Source organism: Blastopirellula sediminis, from assembly GCF_020966755.1.
GTDB classification, from domain to species: Bacteria; Planctomycetota; Planctomycetia; order Pirellulales; family Pirellulaceae; genus Blastopirellula; species Blastopirellula sediminis.
On sequence record NZ_JAJKFT010000010.1, the window covers coordinates 1991875 to 2005653 of the forward strand.

The window sequence follows — 13779 nt, forward strand, 5'->3', positions numbered from 1 at the left end:
GCCAAATGCGGGATTTTCGCCATGACGCGGTCGCGGTACCTCGCGTTAGAATGCGAGTGTGAGGCGTTGATCGTTGCGAGGAATTGGCTGAATGAAGGTTTCGTTGATCGGGCTGGGCAAAGTAGGATCGGCCGTCGCCCATGCGATTGTATTGAAGGGGCTCGCGGACGAACTGGTGCTGGTCTCGCGCCGCACGGAAATCGCCAAGTCGGAAGCGGACGATCTGAATCATGCCGCCGGGCTCGAGGAGCACTCGGTTGATGTCCGTGCGGGAAGCGATATGGACGCCGCCGGATCGGACGTGATCCTCTACTGCGACGCTTCTCCCAGCACCGGCGCCGACGTTGATCGCTATAGCGCCGCGCGAGGCAACTTGCAGCGGCTCAGCCAACGGATGCCGCTTCTAGCGGCGGCGAGTCCCAGCGCCATTTGCGTGATGGTGACCAATCCGGTCGACGTGATGTCGTGGTTTGCGCTGCAAGTCTCAGGCTTCCCGCAGGAGCGGGTCTTTGGCGTCGGCACGCTGCTCGATACCGCTCGGCTGCGCCGGCTGCTATCGGAGCGACTCAGCGTTCATACCAGCGATGTGAGGGCCTACGTGATCGGCGAGCATGGCGAGGACCAGGTCGCCTCGTTCAGCACCGCTTCTCTGGGGGGAGAATCGATGAAGCCGGATGACGATCTAATGTCGCTCGCACGTCAGGCGGCGGAATCGGCCGGCAAGATCTATCGAACTCGCGGCTATACCAACTATGGGATCGCCGGCGCGACGATGATGATTCTCGACGCGATCCGCAACAATCGACGTCGCACGGCGCCGGTCAGTCTGCGAATCAACGACTACTACGGCGTGAAAGACGTCTGCCTCTCTTTGCCGGCGGTGATCGGACGTCGCGGCATCGAGCGGGTGCTCCGTCCTGAACTCAACGAAGCGGAGCAAGCGACGTTCCATCGCGGAGCGCAACGAATTCGCGAAGCGATCGATATCTTGGCGCCTTCTTTGGCGGCCGTTTCTTAGTCGCCCTCTTGTTCGATTGGCGAAGGATCAGCGCCGGTTAACTTCGGATGCGAAAAGAGGCTGCGTAGCACGTCGAGCGCCGGCGGCTTCACCAGGTGCTCGTCGAAGCCTGCTTCGGCCGACTTGCGACGATCTTCGTCTTTGCCGTAACCGGTCAACGCGATCAGTAGCGTTTGGGCCAACTCCGACTCTTCCCGCAGTCGCCGACCTACCTGGTAGCCGTCCATGTTGGGCAAGCCGATGTCGAGGAAGATCATTTCGGGCGCCATCTCGCACGCTTTCGCGATCGCGGTTGGACCGTCATGCGCCATTTCGATTTTGTGATCGCCAAGTTTGCCCAGCAGCAGCGACAACATCCGGGCGACGCCGACGTTGTCGTCAACGACCAGGATCCGCCGCGCGACGTTCGACGCATCGTCGGGCATTACGGTTTCGGCGGGGATGGGGGCGTCGGAGATCGGCAGTTCGACGATGAACTGGCTGCCGTTACCGGCGCCGTTGCTCTTCACGTTGACTGTCCCATGATGCATCTCGACCAGGTTGCGGACCAGCGTCAAACCAATGCCAAGTCCTCCTTGTGCGCGATCCAGCGCGCGAGACGACTGGGTGAAAAGGTCGAAGACATGGGCGGTCAATTCAGGCTCGATGCCGATGCCGTCGTCGGTGATGCGGATTTGAGCGTTGTCGCCGACGCGCTCGACCTCAAGTTGAATATGACCGCCGGGATCAGTGTACTTAGCGGCGTTGTTCAGCAAGTTACTCAGGACCTGAACCATGCGAACCGGATCGGCGTGAACCGGTAGCGACTGGTCAGGCAGCTTGACCTCAAGCTGGTGATCCTTTTCGTCGAAGAGCCATTTCACCGATTGAACGGCCCGCAGGACGATCGCCGACAACGACGCGGTTTCAAGTCGTAGGTCAACTTTGCCGCGCATGATGCGGGAAACGTCGAGCAAGTCGTCGACCAAGCGAACCAAGTGCTCCACTTGATCTTTCATCGCGTCAAGCACTTCGGCGCCGCGAGGAGAGTCGATTTCCAGAATGTCGATGCCGCTACGGATCGGCGCGAGCGGATTGCGGAGTTCGTGCGCCAACATCGCTAAGAACTCGTCTTTGCGGCGATCGGCCTCGCGCAGCTGTTGATAAAGTACGCTGTTCTCGAAAGCGACGGCGACGCGGCGAGCGACGTCTTCCGCGGCTCGCAGCGCTTCGCTATCGAATAGGCGTCCCGATTCGGCCATGCTGAACGTGAGGACGCCGATCGCTTTGCCGCGCGAAATGAGCGGGACGCCGATGTACGACTTGAGCTGGAGCGACTTCAGGATCGCGAGCAGCTCTTGGCTGCTGGCGTTGGCTTGCAGCTTCTCTTCGGTGACGTTTTCCCACAGGACCGGCTCTCCGGTCCGCATGATGTTCCAAATGCCGAACTGATCGTCTTTCTGCGGCGGATAATCGGCGTTCATTCGGTTGACCAGCTCGATCTTCGCCGGATCCTGATGCATTAGCGCTACGCGGCGCGGCTGGTTCTCTTCGTCGAGCAGGTCGACGGCGCACCAGTCGGAGAAGTTCGGCACGGCGACCCGCGCCAAATCTTTGAAAGTGGTCTCGTAGTCGAGATCGGAAGTCAAGCAAGCGCTGGCGTCCGCCACGAAGCGATTGATCTGTTCGGTTCGCTTTTGACGCTGGATGTCGGTGCAGGAAACGAACCAGCGGACGACATCTCCGGCGGCGTCGCGCACCGGAACCGCACGCGTCAAAAACCAGCGATAAGCGTTGTCGGCCTGGTCGAAAAATCGATGCTCAATTTCGAAGGGGACGCCGCTGCGCACCGCCTCGTCCCAGGCTTCGCGAAATGCATTCAACTCGTCGGGCGGGAGCAAATGTTCCCAGTTGCGGTCGTCGTCGGCGCCGCGCTCGAAGCCGGTGAACTGATGCCAACGATTGTTGAAATAGTCGACTTCGCCGTCGGGGCCCGCCGACCAGACGATGTGCGGCATCGCGTCGGCCAACTGGCGGAAGCGCGCTTCGTTTTCGCGAATCGCCTCTTCGGTCTTTTTCAGCTCGGTAATGTCGCGGGTCGTCCCGGCGACCGCCTCCACTTCGCCGTCGGCGCCGAAGACCGGCAGAAAGATGTAGTCGTAAATGCGGCGTCCGCTGGTGCCGATGAAGGGGACCTCGCCGCGGATCGCCGATCGCGTCGCGACCACCTGATCGATTTCGCGATCGTGCATCTCCGCATGCCAAGGTTCATAGCCCAGTTCCAGGCAATTCTTGCCAATCGCCTCGTCCCACGGTTTGCCCAACATCTTCAGCAGCGCTTCGTTGGCGTAAGTGAAGCGATGTTGCAAGTCGAATACGTAGACCAGGTCGGGAATGGTCGAAAGAATCGTGCGATAGAGTCGGCGCTGTCGCTCCGCTTCGGCCGTTAAGCGATCGAGGATTAGTTCGCCCCGCTTACGGACGACGTATTGAGCGATCGAGTCGGCAAGCGGCGCCAAGTCGCTGAGGATCGCATCCGATAGTTCATGCCGTGCGAACGTCGCCAAGACGCCGAGCACCCGACCTTCGACGGTCAGGGGATAGCCGGCGAACGCGACCATCCCTTCGCGCATCGCCCATTGCGGGTCGCTGATATTGGGGTCGAGCGGCGCCTGATTGGTGACCAGCGGCTGGCATTGCCGTGCGATGCGGCCGATCTTGCCTTCGCCGATCATGACCCGCTCATGCAGGTCAAGCAAATGTCCTTGTTCGCCGGCGTTGGCGTTCAAGTCGAGGACTTCGTTCGACTCGTCGACGATCCAGATTCTCGCCAGCGCCGTATCGAGATGTCGGACGAGCGCTTCGGCGCAGCGCTGGAGAACGTCGGACATCGGTTCGCCGGTCGTCAAACAGCCGCTGACGTCGGCCCGCATCGCCGACAGGCGGGAGCGTTCGGCCAGAATCTGCTCATTACGTTTTCGTTCGGTCAGGTCGAGCATCGATCCGACCATGCGAACCGGTTTGTCGTCGCTGCGCACGATGCGCCCGCGATCGACGACGTAGGCGTAGTCCCCGTCCGCTTTTTGGAACCGATACTCGTCGGTCCAGCGTTCTTGGTCAGAGTCGATCGCGAGTTGGATTCCTTCGATGACGCGTTGGCGATCGTCAGGGTGGATGCCGGCCTTCCACCAACCGGCGTCGGCGCCGACCTGCGACTTGGTATAGCCGAAGTTACGGCGAATCCCTTCGTTCCAACGAACCTTGTTGGTTTCCAGATCCCAGTCCCAGATCGCGTCGTTGGCCGCTTCGCTCACCAGGCGATACCGGAGTTCGCTCTCGCGCATCTTCTCGGCAGCGGCCCGTTCGTCGGTGATGTCGACGTTCATGCCGACCCATTCGCGGACGCTACCGTCGGCGTTCAGGACCGGCACGCCGCTGACCTTGGTCCAGCGGTATTCGCCGTCCGCGCGGCGCAAGCGATATTCGCACTCATAGGCGGTGCGGTCGGCGGTCGCGTTACGCCAGTATTCGGCGGTTTGTTCGCGATCATCGGGGTGGACGACGTTGAGCCAGCCGGATCCTTGCCATTCGGCAAGCGTTTGGCCGGTAAACGCTCGCCAGGTCGGCGAGTCTTCAATCGTTTGGCCGTTGGGCGCGGTAGTCCAGACGACGGTCGCCGTCGCTTTGACCAAAGCGCGAAACCGCTCTTCGCTGATTTGCAGACGCTGTTCCGTCGTGCGCCGCTCCGTCACGTCGCGAAAGACGAGCACGGCGCCGATGATCTCTCCGCCGCTATCGCGAATCGGCGAGGTGCTGTCTTCGACGGGCAATTCACGACCATCTTTGGCGATCAAAATCGAATCGGCCGCCGCGCCGACGGTCACTTCTTCGGCGGCCGCACGCAGCGCCACGTTGTCGATCGTCTTCCGCGAATGTTGATGGACCAGGCGAAAGACTTGCGTCAGCGGGCGACCAACCGCGTCGGTCGTCATCCAACCGGTCAACTGTTCGGCCACGGGGTTCAGTCCGGTGATCTTGCCGTTGACGTCGGTCGTGATCACGGCGTCGCCGATGCTCGACATAATCAACCGCAGCTCTTCGCGACGTTTGACTTCTCGCACGACGGCGCGGCGTTTCGCCTCGTTGACGATTGCAATCGTCACGCCGATCACAAAGAAGAGAGCGACGCGGAGCAGATCGCCGGCGCTATCGACGCGCGGCGAAAAGAGAGGAGACAAAAAGTAGTAGCAGCCGACGACGACGCAAAGTGCAGTCGCCATCAGGCCTGGATAGAGTCCTCCCCACCAAGAAGCGATCAGGACGGCGGTGACCAGCAGCATCATGCCGGCCGATTCGCCTAACTGAGCGGTCAGAAGCAGTCCCAGCCCCAAACACGCGGCCGAAACGACGATCGCCACCACGTATCCAAAGAAGTTGGATTGCAGGATTTTCGACACTAGCAGTCTCAGGGTAGGTATCGCCGGCACATTGGGATGAATGGATCGGAGAGCTGCCGCAACTTTATGCTATCGTATGCCGCGCAAAGCTGACAGCCAATCGAACGTTCGCACGACGCGGAAAGTTCCGCAGTTTTGCACACCAACAAAAAAAGCCGCTCCTCAGGGTGGAGGAGCGGCTCAAGTTTTCTCTCGATCGTGCGCGTCGCCGTACTACTGCACTTTGGTTAACGCTTCAGCGGCTGCGGCGCGAACCGCTTCCGAGGCGTCGTCGCTCGCCGCTTTCGTCAGCGCCGCTTTGGCAGAAGCGGCCTGCTTGCCGAACATGCCTAACGAAGTCGCCGCTTCCAGGCGGACCAGATCGGAACCTTCGGTCAAGGCCGCGGCCAGGACGATCGTCGCTTTGGCGGCGGCGTCGCTAGTCGGATCGATATGAGCGATCGCCCAACCAGCGGCGACCTTTGTGAATTCGACGTCACTGTCCAGAAGCGGAGTGATCTGCGGGATCGCCGCTTTGGCGGACGGGCCGATGGTGCCCAAAGCGTACAGGGCGCTTTGCTGCAAACCAGCTTCCGGGCTGGCCAGGAACTTGGCGATCGATTCGGTCGCCGGAGCGGCAGATTGACCCAAGCCGCCCAGAACCATCATCGTTTCGCTTTGCACTTCCGCATCGTCAACCTTCAAGGTTTCGATCAACGCCGGAACAGCCGCTTTGGCGTCCGGGCCGAGTTCGCGAAGGATCGACAGAGCGTGCATCCGCAGACCTTCGATCTCCAAAGCCTTCGCCAGTCGCGGCGTCGCCTTCGGTCCGAGCGAGACGATCGCTTCGCGGAAGTGGACGACGACTGTCGGGTCGGTTTCGGTGAGCGCCTTCAGCAAGACCGGAGCGACCATCTCGCGAGGAGCGTCCAATTCGGCCAGGCAGCGTGCGGCGGCGGCGCGAACGTTCGCGTTGTCGCTCTTCATCCCTTCGACCAAGTCTTCCACGGCATGTTCAACCGCTTCCTTGTCTTCCGGGTGGAGACGAGCGATGCCCCATTCGCCCAGCATGTGCATGAACTCATCTTTCGACGCGGAAGCCGACTCCAGGGCCGTTTCCGAGGCGGAGTCTTTGATCATGCCCAGGGCGTACGCCGAAGCGTACCGGACCGCCATCGAGTCGTCCGCTTCCAGGCTCGCGGCCAATTGGCCGACAGCCGCTTTGGCGCCGGGGCCGATCTGGCCCAAGGCGACGGCGGCTTGCATGCGGGTATCGGGGTCTTTGTGCGACTTCAAAACTTCGGCCAGGTTGGGAGCGGCGCTTTCTGCTTCGGGTCCCATTTCGCCAGCGATCAAGCAGGCCCAGTAGGCACCACGTTCGGTGGTCAAAGCCTTCTTCAGCACCGGCAACGACTTTTTGCCCGCTTCGGCCAAGGTGTGCAGCGCGGGAACGACGACGCCCGGATCCGATTCATCCAGGATCTTGGCGATCAGCGGCAACGTTTCGTTCGGATCGGTCGGCAGCTTGCGAACGGCGCCCATCGCGGCGCGACGGACGATCGCTTCTTTGTCAGTGATCTTTTTGATCAGCGCGGGAACTGCAGGCAGGGCCTTCTCGCCAATCTCGCCGATCGCATACGCGCTGTAAGCGCGAACTTCCATGTCGGGATCGTCCAGGCCTTTGGTCAAAGCGGCGAGGGCCGGCGCGGCTTCGGTTTCGTATTCGGCCAATGCTCGAGCGGCATGCCAACGCAACTCACTGTCGTCGCTTCCCATCGCGGCGATTAACGCCGGGACCGCCTTATCGGCGTCTTCCGGATTACGCGCCAGGGCGTCAGCGGCGGCGACCGCATCAGCTCCTTTGCCAGACAACGCTTTGACCGAATCGGCCGCGTCGGCCCAGACGATCGAAGCGGCTGCCAACGGCAAAGCCACGGAAAACATCAGTCGTTTGATCATTGCAGACTCCGCAGAAAAGTACGTCGCCAGCGACGTGTGGTTGCTAGATAGGTGTGGGAAGATGAGTTGTGAGTAATCGAGTGGTCGTTAGCCCGACGGGAACTGGGCGTCGAAGACCAGGGACCGCATGAAGCTGCTCGCTTCGATGTACTTATCCGCCGGGTAATCGCGAATCCGGTTCTTCAGTTCGTCAAACATCGCTTCCGCAGTGCCGGTGACGTTGCGGAATTCGTCGACGTTGGCGTACGAGCCTTCGCGAGCACGCATGGCGAACGCCATGTTCAACTTTTCGCGATATTCGTCGTACGGCTTGTCGGTCAGAATGAACGGCCAGTTGATTTCGCCGGTCAGCGGATCGAGCTGCGACGCAGCCAAACGCTGCGGAGCACGTTCCTGGTTGAAGCGGAACAGCTGTTCGCTGGTCGGCTTCGGTCCGGCCTGCTCGGCGCGGAACTCGGTGTTGCGGCGACGCATTTCAAAATAGACTTGCTGGGCGCGGTTCCGATTTTCGATGTATTGGCTGCGAGCCTCTTCGACGTCGATCGCCGCACGAGCGGTGTTCAGGTTGTATTCGCCCTGAGCGCGAACGATGTCAGCAAGACCGCGGGCTTGGCTTTCGGCAACAGTCGCGGCTTTGGCGCCGGTTTGGTAGTACCACTGGGCCGACGCAGTTTGAGCAACTACCGATGCGATACCGATAGCCAGAAGTAGTCGAAGCGACATGACGCATCCCTCGATTAAGTCGTTACGATTCAGTGACACTGGATCGCGAGATAAGGCCTGGGGAAATAGGAAGTCTTCGCGGTTTACGAAAACATCCATTCCAGAATAGCCGAACCGACGTCGAAAGCAACAAACCCGAACCAAATCCAGGTTTTTACGTCCCCCCCAACAGAATCCAGCCAACTCTCCTTCAATCGGCCAAAAACTTACGCAGTTTTTGGGCCAATCGAGGCCAGTTCCCCCTTTTTGTCTCGCATTCCCACACGATAAGCGTGCGCCACCCCAGTTTTCGCAGGGATTTTAGGGCTTGGCGATCACGCTGTTGATTCCTGCTTAACTTCTTACGCCAATAATCCGCGTTCTGTTTCGGCAACGGACGTTGCCCTTTCGCACAGCTGTGCTGATGCCAGAAGCAGCCGTGTACGAAAATTACTTTCCGGCGGCCAGGGAAAGTCAAATCAGGGCTCCCCGGCAAGTCTCTTCTTCCCAGCCGAAAGCGGTATCCTAACCGATGCGCCAGACTCCGAACTATCCGCTCTGGCTGAGTGTCGCTCGACCGGACCCGCCGCATGATCTCGCTGCGACTTTCGGGATCAAAATTATCGGTCGAGCGGGACATTCGCGCTACCGGCAAAAAAGTTCCAGCTGCCGCGGCGAGCAGCATTCGCTCGTCAGGCGGTTGAGGTAGTTGTCGCCGATCCAGGTCAGCACGCTGGCGCAGACGGCGTCCCCAAATCCAAATAACGCGTCGTTGTTCGATCCTTGAATCGTAAACTCGCCGGCGCCCATCAGCCGGGCGCACTCGCGCGGCGTCAGCAGTCGCACGGCGTAGCGGCCGTAACCCGCTTTGAACAGGATTTGCCGCCCGCTGCCCCCTTTGGGCGTGCGAAGGCAGCCGGCCAGCCCATCGGTCCGCATTTCGGCCATCGAACGCTTCTCGCCGTCCGGCGCACGTCGTACGCGGCGGAAGACGGCGCCATAGGTCCAGCGGCGGCGAGCGATCATCGCATCGGCGTCGGCGCGATGACGCGGGCTCATTTGATTGAGCAGGTATTCGGCGCGCTCGTCCGACCACCAAGCGGGATCATCGTCCGAGAGCTTCTCAAGGATATCGGCCAGTTTGTCGCTGCTGGCGGCCGGCGGATCGGGCAACTCGGCGCAGCTCCAGATGATTTCGGGATGGCGCTGGACGAAGTCGACCAGCGCCGCAGGACGAAGCTGTGACGGGGTCAGTTCTTCCGGAGCGATCGCATCATCGTCATCGACCGCTTTGGCGATCACGAACAAGCGAAGCCGGCTTTGCGGCGTGAACCACTTGGCGTCGAGCATGATCGGATCGACGCGATAGCCAAGGTCGTTCAGCGCGGTGAGGACGGCGGCGAAATCGGCGCCTCCGTGCGAGTTGAGCAGCCCAGGGACGTTCTCCAGTAAAACCAGCGGCGGACGACGCCCGCCGAGACGTTTCAGTACGTCGTGAAAACCCCAGAACGCCGACGATTGGGCGCCGCCGAGACCTTTCCGTCCCCCGGCCAGCGACAGATCGGTGCAAGGGAACGACGCGGTGGCGAGCGTCACGTCAGGCATCGCCGAAGCGTCCAGCTGATGGACGTCCCCCAGGACGAACGACTCATCCGGCCCAAAGTGCCCTTCGTATTGGCGATGCTTGGCGGCGTCGATGTCGTTGGCGAAGCGGACTTCCCAGCCTGCTCGTTCCAGACCAAGGCGGACAAGTCCGATGCCGGCGAAGAATTCGGCGAAGGTGCGCGGCGCTGGAGCGGACATATTCGACTTCCGATGTCAGAGCGATTCGAGAGTCCGCATTATCGCCGAGATGGGCGAAATTCTCAATCGTCCGCCCCCCGGAAGTTCGGCGAATTAGGTCTTCGTGCCGGAGTAAATCTCGGCGTATTCAATGACCCAGACGTCGATGTAGTTGGTGAACGTGTCGACGTCGACTTCACCCAGCTTCTCGAAATAGCTGCGGTTGAAGGTCTCTTTGTTTCGAATCGCCCCCTTGGCGACCAATTCGAGAACATGCACTGAAGAGTAGGGGCGAATCGTCATTTCGAGTCGGCTATACAAACTGCGACGCTTGCCGCCGGTCAGATCGAGGTCGTCGCGATAACAAGCGGCGCCCCAACCTTTTTCGCCGTAGATCGTTTCGGTCTGAAAGCCGGGGAAGTAGTTCGGCAAAGCGCTGACGCACTTTTCGATGTAGTCGGAAAGTTGCAGGCGAAGCTTGCTATGCAGCTCTTTGCATTCTTCTTCGCTGAGAGCCTGAGCGCGGATCGCTTCGGACTTCGCGGCGTTTCGCTTTTCGCCGCGTTGGATCGCTTTTTTCAGACGGTCTTCAAAATCGTTCATGAATCTTTCGGTCGCTGCTGGGCGAGCGGGAGGAAGCGAAAGGGGCGGTGCAAGTCGCTCCGCTTTGAATCGAGGAAGGGTGGGGCGAGAGACTCCTTCCTGCGAAGCCGAGCGGAACTATTTCCCTTTCGACTTCTTGTCTTTCTCTTCTTTTTGATTCAGGAACTGAGCAAGGTCGCCGAACGAACGGAGCGGCTCTTTTCCTTCTTTCATCGCTTCGGAGATCGGCTTCACCGGAGTCGGCTTCGACTTGGCGACGAACGACTTCGATTTCGGCTTGCCGTGCGGTCCCTGTTGCGGCTTGTTCCCCTGGCGGTTTTTCTCGCGCGGAGGACGCTTGGCTCGTTCGGGGCGATCGACTCGCTTCTTTTCTTCCGGGGCCGGCAGCGGCTTTTCGGTACCCGGCTCAATTGCGGTAAGCGAAACGCGGCGGCGATCCTTGTCAATCTCGACCACCCAGACGGTGATCACGTCTCCGACGCTGACCACTTCGTGCGGGTCGCTGACGTAGCGGTTCGCCAGGCGGCTGATGTGGACCATGCCGCTGTCGTGCAGGCCGATGTCGACGAACGCGCCGAAGTCGACCACGTTCAGCACGGTGCCCGAGAGTTCCATGCCGGGACGCAGATCTTCCAGCTTCATGATGCCGCGACGGAACAGCGGCGGCGGGAAGTCGGCACGCGGGTCGCGACCGGGACGCGACAGCGAATTCAAAATGTCGCGAGTCAGGTGTTCGCCCACTTCAAGCTCAGCGGCGAGCGTTTCGGCCGAGACTCCCGCGATCTTCTTCACCAACTCGGCATGCGCGGCGGAAGGAGCTTCCGCTTTGACCGGAGCGGCAGGAGCTGGCGTTTCGGCCGGCGCCGGCGCTTCTACGGCCGCAGCTTCCGGAGCTGCAACTTCGGCGGCAGGCGTTTCGACCGGAGCGGCCTCGGCGGCAACAGCTTCGGTCGCTTCGGCGACAGCGGTTTCGGCCGGAGGCAAATCAACGCCGGGTTCCGCCGGATCGGTCGGTTCGACGTGGATCGGCTTCGCCGCTTCGGCTGGCTTGCCGGTGCGGACCTGGTCGATCGTCGCATCGAGTTTCGCCAAGACCTTTTCGGCGACTTCGTAGCTCTCGGGGTGGATCCAGGTGGCGTCCAACGGGTTTTCGCCATCCCGAATCTTCAAGAAGCCCGCCGCTTGGACGAACGCGGAATCGCCGAAGCCGGCCACCTTTTTGAAATCTTCGCGCGACTTGAACGGACCATTCTGACGGCGGTATTCGTAGAGACGACGCGCGGTCAGTTGATTGAGCCCCGAGACGTAGCTGAGTAGCGCCGGACTGGCCTGATTCACGTCGACGCCGACGTAGTTCACGCACGATTCGACGACGTTGTCGAGCGTCTCTTTCAAGTGCTTCGACTTGACGTCATGCTGATACAGCCCAACGCCAATATTCGACGGGTTGATCTTCACCAGTTCCGACAGCGGATCAAGCAAGCGTCTGCCGATGCTGATCGTGCCGCGGACGGTCGCGTCGAAGTCGGGGAACTCTTCGCGTCCCAATTCGCTGGTCGAATAGACCGACGCGCCCGCTTCATTGACGATAACGTAGACCACTTCACGGTCGGTGATGTCTTTGGAGATGATCGACGCGACCAGGTTTTCGGTCTCCCGGCACGCGGTGCCGTTGCCGATCGCCACGATGTCGACCGCATTCTGGCGGATCATTTCGACCAGGCGCTGACGACCGCGAGCGACGCGATCTTCCGGGCCGATCAGGTGAATGACCCCTTGTTCCAAAATCGTGCCGAACTGGTCGAGGGCGACCAGTTTGCAGCCGCTGCGGAAACCGGGATCGACCGCCAACACGCGACGACTATGCACCGGCGGTTGGAGGAGCAGTTTGCGGAGGTTGCACGCGAAGACGTCGACCGCATGCTCTTCGGCATGTTCGGTCAGTTCGCGGCGAATTTCTCGTTCCAGGCTCGGCAGCATCAAACGCTGCAGGCCGTCGCGCAAACAAGGCTTCAAGAATTCGACCTGCGGGTGACCGGCCGGAATGGCGGTTTCTTCCGCCAGCGCGTACAGCCGATCCCAGTCGCATTCGATTTTGACGCGGATAAAGCGGGTGCGATCGCCACGGTTGATCGCCAGCACGCGATGGTGCGGGATCTTGGAGATCGGTTCGCGATAGTCGTAGTAGTCCTTGAACGCTTTTTCTTTCTTGCTGCGTTCGCGGTCTTTTTGCTTGCGGCGTTTGTCGCGGCGTTGCTCTTGCAGGGCGCGGCGTTTGGGATCAACCGTCGCGGCGGGTTGAACGACCGCTTCCCCTTCACTGGCCGACGCTTCGACCGCCGAGGATTCATCGTCGCTCAACGCTTCTTCCGACGGCTCATCTTCGTCAGTCGGCGCCGAATCGGTTACCACTTCGTCGACCAAGTCGTCCGAATCTTCGTCTTCGTCGTGATGGTCCTTGCCGCCAGCGTTTTCGGCCGATTGTTCGATACGGGTGGTGACCAGCGAGCCGGTCTTCCACATGAACTTACGAAGCCGTCCGCGGAGAATCGCGTTTTCGGCGAACTCTTCCGCCAGGATGTAGCGTACGCCCTGCAGGACGGCGGCGACGTCGGGGAGATCGTTCTCGGGGTTTACGAAAGCAGCCGCTCGCGATTCGAGATCGGCGGCGGCTACTTTACCTTCCATCACTTCGTCGGCCAGCGGTTCCAGTCCGCGTTGTCGCGCTTGGGTGGCCAGCGACTGTTTTTTCGGCTTGAAGGGAAGATAGAGGTCTTCCAGCAGTTTGGTGGTCGGCGCCTTCTGAATCTTGTCGGCGAGCTTCTCGGTCAGCTTTCCTTGCGACTCGATCGATTTAAGAATCGTCTGCTTCCGCTCTTCCAATTGACGGAGCGCGGCGGAACGGGCCTGGATCTTGCGGATCTGCTCTTCGTCCAAGCCGCCGGTTTCGTCTTTTCGGTATCGCGTAATGAAGGGAACGGTATTCCCATCATCCAACAATTCGACGGTACGCTGAACTTGGTCGACCGGCAGCCCCAGTTCGCGAGCCACGATGTTGAGGTCAGACGAGACTGTGATTTCCATATTCGCCAACGGGTATCAGGTGGGAGACGCGCGATTGCAAAATCAGGGCGACGGCGCGAATCAAAGGCTTGTCAGAGCGGCGTCTGCGCATGGGACGCCAGACCGGCAATCTAGGGGCTACCGATTTTGTTGTCAAGGATTCGCGAAGCGGCAAGGTCCAAGAATTAACACAGATTTCCCCTATCCGGCGTCTTTTCACTCCTTGCGCAATCGCAA

8 protein-coding genes are annotated in these 13779 nt (G+C 60.5%); 1 reads left to right on the forward strand and 7 read right to left on the reverse strand.

Annotated features, from left to right (window positions below; genetic code table 11):
• Positions 1 to 91 precede the first annotated feature (91 nt).
• Complete coding sequence (locus tag LOC68_RS19650; RefSeq protein ID WP_230221895.1) at positions 92 to 1018, forward strand: malate dehydrogenase; 927 nt, start codon at positions 92 to 94, stop codon at positions 1016 to 1018.
• Here LOC68_RS19650 and LOC68_RS19655 read toward each other — a convergent pair.
• The 7 genes from LOC68_RS19655 to LOC68_RS19685 all read right to left on the reverse strand — a co-directional run bounded on the left by LOC68_RS19655 (position 1015) and on the right by LOC68_RS19685 (position 13563).
• Positions 1015 to 5454: a PAS domain S-box protein gene (locus LOC68_RS19655; protein ID WP_230221897.1), complete on the reverse strand. Its 4440-nt coding sequence runs from the start codon at positions 5452 to 5454 to the stop codon at positions 1015 to 1017. The genes LOC68_RS19650 and LOC68_RS19655 overlap by 4 nt on opposite strands.
• Before the next feature lie 213 nt (positions 5455 to 5667).
• On the reverse strand, positions 5668 to 7392 hold the full coding sequence (locus LOC68_RS19660) for a HEAT repeat domain-containing protein (protein ID WP_230221899.1): 1725 nt from the start codon (positions 7390 to 7392) through the stop codon (positions 5668 to 5670).
• 87 nt (positions 7393 to 7479) lie between these two features.
• Positions 7480 to 8115, reverse strand: a complete 636-nt coding sequence (locus tag LOC68_RS19665) for a hypothetical protein (protein ID WP_230221901.1) — start codon at positions 8113 to 8115, stop codon at positions 7480 to 7482.
• Positions 8116 to 8305: 190 nt separating this feature from the next.
• A complete protein-coding gene (locus LOC68_RS19670) occupies positions 8306 to 8779 on the reverse strand; it encodes a very short patch repair endonuclease (protein WP_315859000.1) in 474 nt (157 codons plus the stop codon).
• Positions 8740 to 9897: a DNA cytosine methyltransferase gene (locus LOC68_RS19675; protein ID WP_230221902.1), complete on the reverse strand. Its 1158-nt coding sequence runs from the start codon at positions 9895 to 9897 to the stop codon at positions 8740 to 8742. The genes LOC68_RS19670 and LOC68_RS19675 overlap by 40 nt, the downstream gene beginning before the upstream one ends.
• Positions 9898 to 9990: 93 nt before the next feature.
• Positions 9991 to 10479, reverse strand: coding sequence for a hypothetical protein (locus LOC68_RS19680; protein WP_230221904.1), 489 nt, complete (start codon positions 10477 to 10479; stop codon positions 9991 to 9993).
• 117 nt (positions 10480 to 10596) lie between these two features.
• A complete protein-coding gene (locus LOC68_RS19685) occupies positions 10597 to 13563 on the reverse strand; it encodes a Tex family protein (protein ID WP_230221906.1) in 2967 nt (988 codons plus the stop codon).
• Positions 13564 to 13779 lie beyond the last annotated feature (216 nt).